Source organism: Streptomyces sp. CB01249 (assembly GCF_001905735.1).
Taxonomy (GTDB): domain Bacteria; phylum Actinomycetota; class Actinomycetes; order Streptomycetales; family Streptomycetaceae; genus Streptomyces.
Genome location: NZ_LISW01000005.1, coordinates 44260 through 60527, shown reverse-complemented (window position 1 = coordinate 60527; position 16268 = coordinate 44260). Strand labels below are relative to the sequence as shown.

General features: G+C 73.4%; 6 protein-coding genes. 4 read left to right on the top strand and 2 right to left on the bottom strand.

Going from position 1 to position 16268, the window contains the following annotated elements:
- The first annotated feature begins 2 nt into the window (after positions 1-2).
- Positions 3-1337 (top strand): glycosyltransferase family 2 protein, encoded by a 1335-nt coding sequence (locus AMK18_RS22885; RefSeq protein ID WP_073864280.1) that lies wholly within the window; start codon positions 3-5, stop codon positions 1335-1337.
- Positions 1338-1374: 37 nt separating this feature from the next.
- Positions 1375-2550 carry a PP2C family protein-serine/threonine phosphatase gene (locus AMK18_RS22880; protein ID WP_107422358.1) on the top strand — a complete coding sequence of 392 codons (1176 nt, stop codon included), beginning with the start codon at positions 1375-1377 and terminating at the stop codon, positions 2548-2550.
- A gap of 58 nt (positions 2551-2608) precedes the next feature.
- Here AMK18_RS22880 and AMK18_RS22875 read toward each other — a convergent pair whose 3' ends face one another.
- Positions 2609-6898, bottom strand: a complete 4290-nt coding sequence (locus tag AMK18_RS22875) for a S8 family serine peptidase (RefSeq protein WP_073864276.1) — start codon at positions 6896-6898, stop codon at positions 2609-2611.
- Positions 6899-7236: 338 nt separating this feature from the next.
- Here AMK18_RS22875 and AMK18_RS35700 point away from each other — a divergent pair, with 338 nt between their 5' ends.
- Positions 7237-11334, top strand: a complete 4098-nt coding sequence (locus tag AMK18_RS35700; protein WP_073864274.1) for a S8 family serine peptidase — start codon at positions 7237-7239, stop codon at positions 11332-11334.
- Positions 11335-11379: 45 nt separating this feature from the next.
- On the opposite strand, the gene AMK18_RS35525 is transcribed toward AMK18_RS35700, so the two are convergent.
- Positions 11380-12231 carry a helix-turn-helix transcriptional regulator gene (locus AMK18_RS35525; RefSeq protein WP_274535305.1) on the bottom strand — a complete coding sequence of 284 codons (852 nt, stop codon included), beginning with the start codon at positions 12229-12231 and terminating at the stop codon, positions 11380-11382.
- 207 nt (positions 12232-12438) lie between these two features.
- Between AMK18_RS35525 and AMK18_RS22860 the strand changes: the two genes are divergently transcribed.
- Entirely contained in the window at positions 12439-16224 is a 3786-nt protein-coding gene (locus AMK18_RS22860) for a S8 family serine peptidase (RefSeq protein ID WP_073864270.1), read from the top strand.
- Positions 16225-16268: the final 44 nt, after the last annotated feature.

Genomic DNA, 16268 nt, shown 5'->3' with positions numbered 1-16268 from the left:
GCATGGTCCTCGATCTCTTCCTCTATGTCTTCCCGTTCCTCCTGCTCGCCTGCTTCCTCCTCTACTGGGCCGGTGCCCGCCGGGCCTACGCCCGCCGGCGGCCCTCCCGTACCGGCGATCCCGACGCCTTCGGCTGGCACTTCTTCGTGCCCTGCCGTGACGAGGAGGCCGTCATCGGGACCACCGTGAACCGGCTGCGCGCCGACTTCCCGGGCGGGCACGTCTGGGTGATCGACGACGCGAGCGAGGACCGGACGGGCGCGATCGTGGGCGCGCTCGCCGCCCGTGACGACCGGGTGCACCTCGTCTCCCGGCGGCTGCCCGACGCCCGCAAAGGCAAGGGCGCCGCGCTCAACGCCGCGTACGCGGCACTCTCCGGGGAGCCCGGCCGGGACCGGGCCGTCGTCTGTGTGGTCGATGCCGACGGCAGGCTGTCGCCGGACGCGCTCGCCCACGCGGCGGGCCCCGACGGCTTCGGCGACCCGGAGACCGGCGGGGTGCAGATCGGCGTCCGCATGCGCAACGTCGAGGACGCCCGCCCGCTGCCCGGCCGGGGCAGGCTCGCCAACGCCTGTGCCCGGCTCCTGATCCGCATGCAGGACGCGGAGTTCGCCGTGTCCAACACCGGCATGCAACTCCTGCGCCGCCGCACCGGCTCCGTGGGCCTCGGCGGCAACGGCCAGTTCACCCGGCTCACCGCGCTCGACCGGATCGCGGCGGAGCACGGCCGCCCCTGGGCGCGCGCGGCGCTCCTGGAGGACTACGAGCTGGGCGTCCGGATGCGGCTGGCCGGCTACGGCGTGACCCATCTGGCGGACACCTGGGTCACCCAGGAGGCCTTGCCGCGCACCCGGCGCTTCCTCACCCAGCGCACCCGCTGGGCTCAGGGCAACATCCAGTGCGTGCGGTACGCGGGCCGGATCACCGGCTCCCGGCACTACTCGGCCAAGGGCGTGCTGGAGTGCCTGTACACCTTCTTCCAGCCGGTCGCCCATCTCGCGACCCTGCTGCTGAGCGTCCTCATGCTGACCGCGCTCGTCATCGACGGCGAGGCCGCCCATGTGGTGCTCTCCGCCTGGCCGGTCGCGCTGGCCCTGGGCCTCCTGTCGGTCGTCCCGTTCGTGCTGTGGGGCCCGGTCTACCGCCGCGAGTTCGCCCCCGAACGGTCGCGGCTCACCGGGGTGCTCTGGGGGATCGCGCTCTGGCTGTACGCGTACCACCTGTTCATCGTCTCGGCGCGCGGCTTCGTCCGGCTGCTGCGGGGCCGTACGGGCTGGGCGAAGACCCGGCGCAACGCCGAGACCGCGGCCGACGGCAGGGTCGCCATCGAGGTCTGAGACGTCCCGGGACCGGGGCATCCGTAGAGGGAGAGTCATGAAGAACCCGAGAATGCCGACCTTCAAGCATCTCGACTGCGGCGGCGCCTGGGCCGTACTCGGCATCGCCCTGCTCGACCTGGTGCTGGGGGAGGAGGTGAAGCTGCTCGCCCTCTACGCGGTGGGCCCGGTCGTCGCCTCGGCACGCGGGCGCCCTCCGGCCGTCGTCGGCACCGGCCTCTTCGCGGCGGTCTGGGCCACGGTGCTGGCGTACCACGACGACGTGCTCACGTCCCCCAGAGCGGCGGTGTCGCTGCTGGCCGTCGCCGTCGTCACCGCCGTCGCCACCGTGGCGGCGCGCATCCGGCAGGGCCACGAGAGCGGGCACGCCGTGATGCGCGACGTGGCCGCCACCGCCCAGGACGCCCTGGCCCCGTCGGTCCCCGAGACGGCGGGGCCCGTGCACCTCGCGGCGTCGTACGAGTCCGCGGCGGACGCGGCGCGGATCGGCGGCGACTTCTACGAGGTGGTGCCCGTCCGGGGCGGCGTCCGGGTGCTGATGGGGGACGTCCAGGGGAAGGGGCTGCGGGCCGCCGGGCTCGCGGCGGCCCTGCTGGGCGCGTTCCGGGAGTACGCGGCGGTGTCGCCGAGCCTGGACGAGGTCGGTGTGCGCCTGGCGTGCGCCCTGGCCCGCCGGCCCGACGACGAACGGTTCGCCACCGCCGTGCTCGCCGAGCTGACCTCGGACGGCCGGATGACCGTGCTCAACTACGGCCATCCGGCGCCGCTGGTGGTCCGGGCGGGCGGCGGAGTGACGTGGACCGAGCCGGACCGGCCCGGGATGCCGCTCGGGCTCGATGCCCTGGGGGACGGCCGGCCAGGACGTCACCGGGGCCTGCTGCACGACGGGGACCGCGTGCTGTTCCACACCGACGGACTGGCCGAGGCCCGGGACGAGGACGGCCGCTTCTACCCGCTCGGCTCGCACAGCGGACTGCTGCGCGACGCGCCGGTCGAGCGCTGCCTGGCCAGGATGCGGGAGGACGTGCACCGGCACGCCGCGCCGTGCGGGGCGGACGATTCGGCTCTGCTGCTCCTGGAGTTCGACGGTCCGGCGGGGGCCGGCGGTGTCCTGCGGGGCGGCGCTGCCCAGGTCCCGCTCCGGGCGGCGGAGCTCGGTTGCGATGTGTGCGCCGTGGAGGACTGCCCGATCGCCGCTCGGCTGAGGGCCTGAGAGCGCGCCGCCCTCCCCGCCACCGGACACCCGGCGGCGGGGAGGGCGGACGAGGGGGTCAGGAAGGCAGCTCGGCCAGGACGACCTTGGTCGAGCCCCCTTCCTGGATGTCCATGGCGTAGTAGGCCACCTCGCCCCGGTTGTTGAGGGAGATGCCCTCCAGCGGCACGAAGCGCGTGGTGCCGGTCATGGCCGACAGCTCGTACATGCGGCCCTGGGGGTCCCAGACCACGGCGGTCTCCGTGTCCGGCGCGGTCTGCGCGGTGCCCATGATCCAGCCGGCGTCGTTCACCTTCAGCGCGTGGGCGTCGAAGCCGAAGTCGGGGAGCCGGGTCATGGTGCCACCGGGCTTCAGGACGAACGCGTCGTCGCCGCTGGTCCCGACGATCTCACCGGAGGCGTTGACCGACTCGGCGTAGCTGTCGGCCATGCCCGGCAGCGTGCCCAGGTCGGTGATCTTCCCGTCCGCGTCCCACTTCACGGCGCGGCGCCGGCCGTCCTTGGAGGAGTGGCCGATCACCGTGCCGGCGTTGTTGACGGCGAGCGGCTCCGTCAGGTTCCGGCCCTCGGTGAGGTGCGGCAGCCTGCGGAATCCGGTGGCCGCGTTCCAGACGAAGCCCTCGTTCACCTCAAGGCTGCGGCCGGTCGCCGGGTCGGTGATGTTGCCCGTGGCGTTGCCCACGACCGTACCGGAGTCGTTGACGGCGAAGCCGCGCGCGAAGCGGTAGGTCTCCCAGTCGGGCAGCGGCAGGGTGGTGAGCTTCCCGTCCGCGTCCCAGAAGGCCGCCCGGGTGCCCTCATCGGGGAGCGTCAGCTGCCCGGTCGCGTACCCCTTGGACCCGCTCTGGTTGAGGACGTGGCCGTCGCGGGCGCCGGCGTTGTCGAGCAGAGTGACGCCGTTCGCCGCGTCCCAGCGCATCGGCCGGCTCTGCCCGGAGACCTGCTTCGATCCGGCCATGCGACCGTTGTCGTCCAGACTGAAGGCGAGGGCCGGGCCGAACGAGGACGTGATCTCCGCGTGCGGCGTGACGACCTTGCCGATCAGCACGTCCGCGCTGCCCAGCGGGGTGCCGGTGTCGCTCGCCAGCGTGAACCGGCCCACCAGACGGCGGCCCGACGGCGGCATGGTGTCGGCGACCAGGCGGCCGCTGACCTTCGTGGACTTCCCGGTGCCGAGTTTGACCGGCTTGTCCTGGTCCACGGTCACCGAGCCGAGCGACGAGGAGAACATCGTGTCCTGGATGTCGAACTCGGTGCTGCCCGACGGCACGTCCGTACCCGCGATGTAGAGCAGGTAGTAGCCGGGCGTGGGCTTGTCCAGCACGATGGACTCGCGGGAGCCGCCGTTGGTCGAGGAGGCGATGAGCTGCCCCGACTGGGCCAGCAGATACAGGTCCAGGTCCGCGTCCGGGTCGGAGGCGTTGCCCATCGACACCTCGAAGCGCGTCGCGTCCCGGGGGACCGTGACCTGCTTGCCGGTCATCTGCTGGTCGGCGACGGTCGGATGGGCCTCGGACAGTGCGCCCAGGGCGCCGCCCACCGCGTGCGCGGTCACCGGCGCGAACCGGTTGACGGCCGTGAAGCTCTTCTCGGTCGCCGAGTGCAGCGCCGCCTCGTCGATCACCGAGGACGCCGGGTCGAGCGTGGCCCCCTGCACGGTCGCGGTCAGCCGGTACGGGTTGGTGAGCTGCGGCGAGGTGCGGCGCGCCTCGACCTCGAACTCCCAGACACCGGGCATCGGCTGCGCGTACGTGCGCGAGCCCGAGGTGCAGTCGGCCTCGTCCGAGAAGTGGGTGTAGCAGCGGCTGACGGCGGTGTCCTCGACCGGCAGGCCCTGCGGGTCGACCGCCAGGAACCGGGTCTGGCTGTCCCGGGAGACGCCGGACAGGTCCACCTTCAGCGCCGCCGCGCCCTTGGGCACGGAGACGAAGAACGAGCGGGTGGCGTTGCGGTCGACCGTGCCCGCGGTGGACACCGCGTACGACGGCTTCGCCGGGTCGGCGGCGGCCACGACGGTGACCGGGACGAGCAGGTCGGTGCCGGGGGTGGCCGGGTCGTCCACGCGCAGCAGCGCCGAGTGCGCGCCGGTGGACTTGGCTTGGGCGCGGACGGTGACGGAGGTGGCCCTGTCCTGGTCCAGCCGGACCGAGCGCGGGGCGCTGAACGTACCGTCGTTGCCGAGCCAGGACAGGCGGGCCTCACGGCTGCCGGAGCCGGTCCGGGTCAGCTTCACGGTGTAGTTCTTCGGGCGGTGCAGCGGCTGCCCGCCGTCGACGGGGGAGCAGCGGTTGTAGACCCCGGTGCCGGACTCGGGGGTGGTCAGCATGCCCGCGAGGACACCGCAGACCGGCGCCTCGACGGAGTACGCCGTCGGCTTCGGTCCCTTCGCCAGCAACTTCCACGCCGCCGGTACGGAGACGAGCCCGGCGCCCTGTGCGTACGCGGGCTGGTCCGGCAGGTACGTCGCCGAGCTGGTCAGCGCGGTGCGCATCCCGGCGGGCGACACCTTGACGTGCGAGGCGGACGCGGCGGAGAGCAGGACGGCGACGGCGCCCGCGGCCTGCGGCGAGGCCATCGACGTACCGTTGAACATGCCGTAGCCCGGGGGGAGTTCGTAACCGGCCTGGGGCACGCCCTCGCCGGGCAGCCAGGTCGGGATGGAGGAGACCGCCGCGCCCGGGGCGACGATCTCCGGCTTCATCCCGCCGTCCTCGCGCGGTCCGCGCGCGGAGAACGGGAAGAGCGACTGACGGTCCTTCACCTCGGAGCCGTAATCCGCCCACCAGGTGTCCTTGCTGACCGAGGCGCCCACCGCGATGACCTGGTCGGCAACGGCAGGGTCGGAGACCGTGTTCATGCCGGGGCCGTCGTTGCCGGCCGACGAGACGATGTGCACGCCGTACTGGTCGATCAGCCGGTTGTAGAGAACCGAGCGGACGTTGACGCCGTCATTGAGCGCGGGCAGCCCGCCGATCGACAGGTTGACGACGTCGGCGCCCTTGTTGACGACGACGTCGATCATGCCCTCGGTGAGGGCGTACGCGGTGCAGCCGGCGGCGAAGAGGCAGACGCGCTCGGAGACGATGCGGGCGCCGGGCGCGGCGCCGTCCATCGTCCCGCCGAACAGCCCGTGGCCCGCGGTGATGCCCGCGACATGGGTGGCGTGGGCGCCGGAGACGATGCCGATGCTGACGAAGTCCGCCTTCTTGCCGACGCTCGTGCCGCCCCGCGCCGACAGGTCCACGTCGTCGCGGTACTCGACGGTGAACGGCATGGACTCGGCGACGGCCGTGTCCGGGTCGTCCTTGCCGAACGTGGCCCACTTGCCGGACTTCGCGTACGGCTCGACCACGTCGGCGTCGCCGAAGGTCCGGTCGAGATCGGCGTCGACCCACACCCGGTGGTCCGCCTTGCGGTACAGGACGCCGAACACGTCCTTGTAGTCGCCGTCCCGGTTGACGTCCCCTTCGAGCTCGCCGCCCCAGGTGTCGGACTCCTTGAACAGCTGGAACTCGTAGTCGCCGTCGGGGGCCTTGTAGTCGACCCCGCCGTAGCGGAAGGTGCCGTCCTTCGCGGTGACCTTGAGCCGCATCTCCAGCCAGGTCGGGTCGCCGTCCGTCACCGGGTCGGTCGCGGTGACCCAGTCCTTGATCTTCGGCTGCCCGGTCGTGGTGGTGCGCAGGGCCGGGTGGGCGAGGTCGACGCCGGTGTCCAGGATGCCGACGGTGACGCCCCGGCCGTCCCAGGTGCGGTGGTCCTCGGTGAAGCCGGTGGACCCGGTCTCGGCCACGGGGAGGTACGGGTTGTCGGCCGGGGTGGTGCGGCCGGGGGCCTTCGGCGTGGCCGGGCCGTGGCCGTCGTGGCCCTGCTTGTCCTTCTCCCGGTCCTCGGTGGTGACCGGCGACGGGTCGGGGATCTTGTACGTCTCGTTGAGGTCGACAGCCCGGACCGAGGAGAGCGCGGCGAGGGCGGTGACCTTGCCGGTCGGCACGGTGGCGCGGACGTAGCCCAGCTTGTCGTCGGCCCTGGCGACCCGGCCGCCGAGGTCCGCGACCTTCTTGCGCAGCGCCCCGGTGTCGCCCTCCCGGGTGGCCAGCAGGACGGTGACCGTCTTGGCCTTCCTGCTCTCGGCCTTCTGGAGCAGCGTGCGGTCGTGGGCGCCCAGCTTGTCGCGCGGGGCGGTCAGGGCCTTCTTGGGCGCGTCCGGGACGGCCGCGCCCAACGGGTGCGGTACGTCGGCGGCCTGGGCGGGCAGTGCCGACAGGCTCAGCAGCGAGCCGGTCAGGCCCGCCGCGAGCACGGCGGCGGTGAACCGGCGTCTGCGGCGCGTGGTGATGGGGCGGGACATGGGTGCCCTTTCGCGTGGCGGGGGCCTCGGCAGGACCGGGACCGCGTCGGGGATCTCCCGCCGGAACCCCGGGCACCGGCGAAAGGTCGTGGCACGGGTCTACCGAGCCCGGCCGGGGCGCCGCAGCACACGTGCGTGGCGGATGCATGACACGACGTGTTGTCGCCACATCCCGAACCGGCCCGTCCCCGATGGCGACTTGACGACAGGCGGAATCTCGCCACCGGTATCCCGTTCCCACCGGAGGCCCACGCGCCGACGATCGCGATGCCGTCCCCCGCAGCTCATGAGGCGAGGGGGACCCCGTCCGTCCCCTGCCAGAGCGGAGCCCACGCATCATGACGCAAGCCCTGGGGCGCAGACACCTGGCCCTGGCCGCGGCGGCAACCGTGCTCGCCACCCTCGCGGCCACCGCCCCCGCCGCCTTCGCCGCACCCTCCCCGTCCGGTACGCCGGACGCCGGTGCGCTGCTCGCCTCGCTGGACGACCAGGAGCGGGGAGCCCTGCACCGCATGGCCGCCCTGGACCTGGGCGGCCTGCACATCACCGACAAGGCTGCGCTGCGCAGCAGCAAGCCCGTCGACGTCATCGTCCAGCTGAAGACCCCGCCCGCCAGGACCGCCCGCCTGCTCGCCGCGGCGGAGGGCCGCACGGTCAGCGAGTCCGCCGCCCGGGACGCCGTGACCAAGGCGCACCAGCGCTTCCGCACCGGGCTTGACGGCATGTTCGCGAAGGGCGGCGCCAAGGCGGCCGCCGCACCGAAGCCCGGGCGCACCTACACCCACAGCTTCGACGGGGTCAGCCTCCGGATCCCCGGCGACCGCGTCGCCGAACTCCTCGACAACGACGAGGTCACCGCCGTCTGGCCGGACACCACGGTCAAGGCCCTCGACCGCCCTTCCCCCGTCGACGGCGGCGGGGGAGGGGCTCCCGGCACCGCGCAGGACGACGACGGGGTGGCCCGGCTGCACGCCGAGGGCATCACCGGCAAGAGCGTCAAGGTCGGCATCATCGACACCGGCATCGACTACCACCACCCGGACCTCAAGGCCGCCTACAAGGGCGGCTACGACTTCGTGGACGACGACGCCGACCCGATGGAGACCACGTACGCGGACTGGAAGGCGTCCGGCCAGGCCGAGACCAACCAGGGCTCCACGTACTACACCGAGCACGGCACGCACGTCGCCGGGATCGTCGCGGGCCGGGGCGACTCCTCGCAGGAGCGCGCCGCGCACGGCGTGGCGCCCGGCGCCTCCGTGTACGCGTACCGGGTGCTCGGCCCGTACGGCAGCGGGCGTACGAGCGACATCATGGCCGCGATGGACCGGGCGGCCGACGACGGCATGGACGTCGTCAACATGTCGCTCGGCGCGGCGGTCAACGACCCGATGAGCCCGCAGGCGATAGCCGCCGACAACCTCGTGCTCGCCGGGATCACCACCGTCATCGCCGCCGGCAACAGCGGCCCGGGCGGCAACACCCTGGGCACCCCGGGCGCCGCCGCGCTGCCGCTCACCGTGGGCGCGCACGACGAACCGATGACGCTGCCGGAGTACCGCATCGCCGCGGGCACCACCACCGCCACGGGGCGGCTGCTCGCCCGCCCGTTCGGCGACGCGCTCCCCGGCCTGACCTCGGGCACCTACCCGGTCGCCGATGTCGGCACCGGCACCGCGGCCGGGTACAGCGGCAAGGACGTCAAGGGCGCGGCCGTGCTCGTGAAGCGCGGCGGGATCACCCTGGACGAGAAGGTGCGCCGCGCCGCCACCATGGGCGCCGTCGCCGTCCTCCTCGTCAACGACAACGCGGACGAGGGGCACATCCCGAACTACATCGGCGAGAGCCCCGCCTACGCCCCGGCCTTCTCGCTCACTGCCGCCGAGGGCGCCGCGCTGGCCGCCGGGACCGCCGACGCCACCGCCCGCCTCACGTTCACCGAGGGCGGCACCTTCGTGCTCGGCAGCGGAGCGCTCGCGGACTTCAGCTCGCGCGGCCCGGCGTACGGCACCGGCGCCATCAAGCCCGAGGTCACCGCGCCCGGCGTCAGCGTGCTCTCCTCCGTCCCGGCGGACACCGTCGCGCCGGAGACGGGCGACTACTCCGCCGCGTACGCCCGCCTCAGCGGCACCTCCATGGCCTCGCCGTACGTCGCCGGGGCCGCCGCGCTGCTGCTCCAGCACGACCACCGGCTCACGCCGGACGGGGTCAAGGCGGCCCTGATGAACACCGCCCGCCCGATGCCCGGCAAGGTGAGCGTCTTCGACGCGGGCGCCGGCGCGGTCGACCCGTACGCCGCCGTGCACACCGGGACCTCCCTCCAGGTGGCCGCGAAGACCCCGTACGTCTCCCTGGACGGCACCCGGTCCGAGCTGGACCACCGCACCGGCGCCCTCGACCTCGGGGTGCTCCCGGTCGGCCGCTCCACCCGGGTCGAGAAGCGGCTCGACTTGGTCAACGACAGCGGTTCCAAGGGGCGTTACGAGGTCGGCGTCGCGTTCACCCGGGGCAACGGGGCCTCCGGGGACGCCCGCGCCGCCGGTATCACCCTGTCCGCCGACAGCCAGGTGACCGGCAAGCCGCACGGCAGTACGCCCGTCCGCACCACGCTGCGCGTTCCGGCCGACGCCCCGGCCGGGTACTACGAGGGCTTCGTCACCCTGACCCCCGTACAGGGGAAGGGACTTCACACCCTGCGCATGCCGTTCGGGCTGCGTGTCGCCGAGTCCGGCTTCGCCGAGGTCGACATGACGAAGCCGGTCCTCTCGACCAACCAGTTCTCCGACGCCGGGTCCGTCGGCGGCGGTGCCGCCACGTTCAACCTGCGCATGGCCGGGCAGCTGACGAGCGTCGACGTGCTCCTCGCCGACACACGGGGCAGGGACCTCGGCTACATCGGCGGGATCAACACGACCGGTCTGACCGAGGGCGTCCTCTACGGTCCCGCGACGGTCGGCGCCTGGTACCACCCGGTGACCGGGCGCGCGGCCACTCCCTTCGACCCCCGGGGCCGCTGGATCGCGGACGGCCACTACAAGCTGCGCATCGTGGGCACCGACGCCTTCGGCTCCACCGACTCCGTGCTGCGTGACATCTACGTGGACTCCCACGCCCCCGCCTACGACGACGCGTACGGCGCCTGGGACACCTCGCACCCCGTGGTTGTCGAACGCCCGGCGGACGCCACATCGTTCGAGCTGAGGGGGCGGCTTCGCGACACGGAGGCCGACGCGATCCACGCCGCCGGGCTCGACATCGGCCAGGACGACAACGCGCTGTACTACTCCAACTACAGCCCCAACTCGCCCACCGGCCACGTCAACGCCGACGCCGAGGGCAACGTCGACCTCCGCATTCCGATCTCTGCCGGACCGCCGACCGCCTACATCAAGCTGTGGCCCGCGGACGCCGCGGGGAACATCGGGGACGTACGCGTCATCAACCTGATGAAGGAAGGCATGCCGTACGTCGTCGCCGACGCCGACCAGGTGGCCGCGCGCGACGGCGACCGGGTCACGTACACCCTGACGGCCCACCACCTGAAGAACTGGAAGTCCTTCACCTCCCAGATCCGCTACGACGACCGCAACATCCGGATCACCGGCATCGAGCCGACCGCCGAACTGGCCGCCCACGGCCCGTCGAAGATCACCACCACCGAGGTGTCGGCCGGGGCGTCCTCGTACACCACCGTCAACTTCGACGTCTCGGACCCGGAAGGGCTCACCGACGACTCGATGCCGCTGCTCAAGGTGTCGTACGAGGTGACGGGCGAGCACTGGACGGCGACGGCGGGGCTCACCACGGGCACCACCAGCGCCATGGACACCACCGGCACCAAGGTGCCGCTGAACATCCAGTTCTACGGCGGCGTCAGGATGCTGAACGCGCAGTCCTCCTTCACCGCCCGGCCCGCCGCCGAGGCGCTGCTGACCAAGGACTACGCGTACGACACCGAGCGCGACTACCGCCTCGACGGCATCCGGACCGAGCTGACCGCGCCGGACGGTACCCGGCGCACCCTGGACGCCGACGCGGCGGCCCGGGTCTCGGCCGGGGATCTCGCGCCCGCCGAGAAGCCGTACCGCCTGGAGGTCCGGGTACCCGGCCACTTCACCTGGACCGAGGACATCGATCTCGGCCTCACGGGCTACGGGGCCGTGGCCGGAACGAGCGGTTCGTCCGTGGCGTCCCTGGTCGCGGGTGACGTCAACGGGGACGACGTCATCGACGTACGTGACGCCGCCGCCGTGTACGACGCCCGGGGGACCGCGAGGCGTTCCGCCGACATCAACCACGACGGGACCGTCGACGGGAAGGACCTGACCTGGGTGGTGACCAACTACCTCCAGCAGAACACCATGGCGGACCGCTTCACCGACCCGGTGAAGCGCCTGCACGGCCGGACGCTGGAGTACTACACCGCCCGAATGTGACGACCGCCGCCCGGGGCGCGTGCGGCGCCCCGGGCAACGTCCCGCTCACACCCAGTTGTTGCGCATCGCGTACCAGCCGAGCTGGACCCGCGAGGAGACCGAGGCCGCGTCCATCAGGGCGCGCAGCCTGCGCTGGACCGTACGGGGCGACGTGCCGAGCTGGTGGGCCGTCGCCGCGTCCGTGAGGCCGGACAGCATCAGCTGGAGCAGCCTGCGGTCGGTCGGATCCAGGTCGCCGTCCTCCCGCAGATAGGGGCGCGAGCGCTGCCACACCGACTCGAACAACTCGACCGCCAGCCGTACGAGGGGCGGCCCGAGGACCATCGACCTGCCCGCCTCCAACTGCACCATGGCGGTCTCCTCGTCGGCTATGAGGAGCTTGATCAGGGGCTGGTCCACCACCCGCACCTGATGACCGGCCGCCAGCCGCTCGTCCAGCGCCCGCAGCGCCGCCGGTTCGGTGAGGAAGGCCCGGTCCACGACCACGCGGTACGCGGCGTGGGGATTGCCGTCCTTGCGCCACGGCGGCTCCGCCTCCGCCTCCTGCGCCCCCTCCGCCTCGCCCTCCGCCGCGCTCACGCCCTCCGGGTCCGCCAGCGTGGACGGGACGGGGGCGACCGTGTTGGCCCCCGACTGAAATCCCATCAGGGACGTCCGGGCCCCGTACTCCAGCTCGTACAGCCGACGGGCCTGGGCCTCGCGCCCCTCCCAGAACTCCACGAACTGCCCCGGCACCTCAAGGCCGTCGGGCCGCCACGCCCCCAGCAGCCGCACCAGTGAGTCATCGGCCCGGCGCAGGTCCTCCTGCAACCGGATCAGGGAGGAGCGCACGGAGGCGGGCGGGCCGGGGGACGGCTCTGCCCGCGGGGACGGTGGCACTTCTGGACGGGACGACATGGCTCAAGTGTCGCCACCTGCGGCTCGGCCTGGCAACGGACCCCCCGCACGGTGGCGGCGACCGGCTCCGCGCAGGTGTCGGGATTACGCCATGGCAGCCACTCGCCAGCCCCAAGGGCCCCACGGCGCGCCGGTGTTGGCCACGCTGCTGCTCACCGGGCCCCTCCCTCCGAGGTCGCCGGACCCCTTCCCTCCTGGAGACCAACGATGAGACGTACGAGGCCATGGCGCCGGACAGCCGCAGGGCTCGCCACCGCCGCCCTGCTCGCGGCGGCCGCCCCCGCCGCCTCCGCCGGCACCCCGGCGGACGCCACCCGGCCGCTCACCGACGGCCCCGGCCGCGCGGTCACCGTCACCCTGATCACCGGCGACGTGGTCGAGGCCCAGGTGGACGGCACCGGCCGGGTCCTCTCGGCGGCCCTGCGCGGCACCGACGGCACCGACCACGCCGCCGCGACCTGGCAGGACGGCAGGCGGACCTATGTGTTCCCGCAGGGCGTCGAGCGCCTGGTGGACGCCGGGCTCGTGGACGCCGCGCTCTTCGACATCGGGCGCCTCGTCGCCGACGGCTACGACGACGCGCACACGGACACCCTGCCCGTCGTCGTGGAGTACGCGGGCGGCGCGGCCCGGGGCCTGCGCGCCGCCGCCGTCCCGGGCACCCGGACCACCGCGACCCTGGAGTCCATCGGCGGCGCCGGACTGGCCGTCAGCAAGAAGTCGGCCGCCGAGGCCTGGCAGCAGCTCGCGCCGAGCACCCCGAGCGACGGGCAGCCCGCAGCCGGGCACCCCGCCGCCCGGACCACCAACACCGGCGCCGTCAGCAAGGTCTGGCTCGACGCCAAGATCCGGGGCACCGCCGTCAGCGCCCCAGGCACCCCGACCGTGCCCCTCACCGGCGCCACGACCGCGCACCGGGCCGGGCTCGACGGCTCCGGCGTCAAGGTCGCCGTCCTGGACACCGGGGTCGACGCGGGCCACCCCGACCTCGCCGGGCGCGTCGCCGGAAGCGCGACCTTCGTCTCCACCCCGGCCACCGACGACCGCACCGGCCACGGCACCCACACCGCGTCCACCGTGGCCGGCACCGGCGCCGCCTCCCACGGCACGTACGCGGGCATGGCCCCCAAGGCGGACCTGCTCATCGGCAAGGTGCTGGACGACGACGGCTCCGGCTCGATCAGCGGCATCGTCAACGGCATGGAATGGGCGGTCGGCCAGGGCGCCCGCGTCGTCTCCATGTCGCTCGGCTCCGACGGCGACACCGCCTGCGCCGGACCCGGCGTCGACGCGGTGGAACGCCTCAGCGACCAGGCCCTGTTCGTCATAGCCGCCGGCAACGCCTCGCTGCGCGGCACCGTCTCCACCCCCGGCTGCGCGCCCAGCGCCCTCACCGTCGGCGCGGTCGACCGCGAGAACGCCACCGCCTCCTTCTCCAGCCGGGGCCCCTCCGTCGACGGTGTGAGCGCCAAGCCCGACATCGCGTCCCAGGGCGTCGGCGTCGTCGCTGCCAACTCCGGTGGCCGGGGCGCCCAGGCGTACCAGGAGATGTCCGGCACCTCGATGGCGACCCCGCACGTCGCGGGCGGCGCCGCCCTGCTCCTCCAGCAGCACCCCGAGCTGACCCCGGCCGGGCTCAAGGCCCTGCTCACCTCGTCCGCGCGGTCCACCGACGCGGCGGTCCTGGAGCAGGGCGCGGGCCCGATGGACGTGGCCCGCGCGGTGTCCCAGCCGGTCACCGCCCCGCCCGTGCCGCTCCTGGGCGACTTCGCGTACCCGCAGCGGAACCTCGCCCCGGTGGACCGCACGGTCACCCTCACCAACCTCACCGGCAAGGACGTCCGGCTCGGCCTGCGCGTCGAGGACGTCCGGGGCGACGACGGCAGCCGCCTCTCCGGCTTCGCGCGTCCCGCCCGCACCACGGTCACCGTCCCGGCGCGGGGGACCGCCGAGGTGCCGGTCCGCATCGACCCGGGCGCCCGGCTGAGCGCCGGGGCGTACGGCACGGTCACCGGCCGCCTCGTCGCGACCGGGTCGCACGGGGTCCGCGTCACCGTGCCGTTCGGTGTGCACATGGAGGTCCCGTCCGCCGACCTCACCGTCAAGGGCCTCGACCGGCACGGCGACCCGGCGTCGTCCCCGTCCGCCTTCCAGCTGTTCGACGACCACCGCGACACGGCGAAGCGCTACACCCTCGGCTACCCCGAGCCCGGCAGCACCACGATCCGGGTGCCCCTCGGCACGTACGCGCTGAGCGGCCTCGTCATGACCCGCGACGAGCCCGGCGGCATCGGCAGCGTCGACTCGGTCAGCCAGCTCTACCGCGAGAAGCTGACGGTCTCCGGCGACACCGAGGTCACGCTCGACGCCCGCGACGCGCGCCGCGTCTCCTGGGACACCGAACGCCCCAGCCAGAGCGCCGGGTTCGCCCTCGGCCTCGCGATCGGCCTGGACGACTCCCGCCGCCTCCAGGCCGGATACCTCACCACCGTCCCGTCGTACGTCAAGGGGATCTACGCCCAGCCGGTGCACGGCGACGACCGGCTGACGTTCCTCGCCGCCGCCCGGCAGACCGCGCCGCGCGCCGTGCTGACCGTCACCGGAGGCCGGGTCCTGGACTCGCTCCCGGTGCAGAAGGGGACCGAGTTCGACGGCAAGGGCTCCGCGCCGGTGACGTACATCGGCAAGGGCACCGACGCGAACTTCGCCGCCCACGACCTCACGGGCCGCATCGCCCTCGTGGACGCGGGCACCGGCGGCGGCAACGCCTTCACCTGGGACACCGCCGCGAGGAAGGCCGGCGCTACGGGCGTGCTGGCGGCCGTCCCGGAGAGCGAGGGGCGGTTCCAGATCACCGGTCCCGAGGGCATCCCGCAGGCCACCATCACGGCGGCCGACTCACGGGCGATCAAGGCCGCACTGGACAAGGGCGACGTCCGTCTGTCCTGGTCCGGCACCGCGACCGACCGCAGCCCGTACGTGTACAACCTGGCCTCCACGTCGCACGGTTCGATCGTCACCGGCACCCGGCGCGTCCGGGACCGCGACCTCGCGGCCACCGACGCCCGCTACCACGTCCAGGGCCCGGACGACGCGACGTACTGGTCGGACGTCAAGGTCGGCCTGCCGGGCATCCCAGCAGTCTGGGCGGGTGGCACCACCCTGCCGCTGCACGCGCCCCAGCAGCGCACCGAGTACTTCACCCCGGCAGGCCGCGACGGGCTGACGTGGACCACGCTGATGCGCCGGGACCTCGGCCCGTACGGCAGCACCTCGTACGACGGGCCGCGCGAACTGGACAAGGGCCGTACGACGTCCCAGTGGTACAAGTCGCCCTACGGGCCGGTCCGCAACACCTACGCCCAGCCCCTGATGAACCGCGAGAGCAGCCGCCTGGGCTTCACGATCGCCCCGTTCGGCGACGCGGGCGGGCACGACTCCACCCTCGGGTCGACGGACAACGGCACCCGGCAACTGCTGCTCGACGGCGAGCCGCAGAACCTGGTCTCCGGCACCTTCGACCTTCCGCAGGAGAAGGCCGAAGTGACGTTCCGCCAGCAGTGGCAGCGCCGCGCCGGTGCCATGGACCGCACCGGCCTCGCCTACGCCACCGAGTGGGTCTTCACCACCGACGCTTCGGACCAAGGCGCCCAGCACCTGCTCGTCCCCGTCCTCGACGTACCGTCCGACCTGCGCAACTCCCGCCCTGCGGGGGAGTCGACCACGATCGGCCTCGGCGCCGTCACCGACGACTCGGCGCGGCCCGCCACGCTGCGGAAGGTGAGCCTGGAGTACGCGTACGGCACCGAGTCCACCGTCGACGCGGTCACCGGCTGGCACGAGGCCCGCGTCACGTCCACCGGTAGCGGCCGGCAGGCTCGCCTTCCGGGCGACGCGCCCGCCGGAACGTTCGTCCACCTGAAGGTCACGCTCACGGACAAGCAGGGGGCGCGGGTGAGCCAGACCATGATCAGGGCGTACGAGGTGCGCTGACCGCGCGGTGTGGTCTCCGGCACACCCGGCACCGCCCCCGCGTA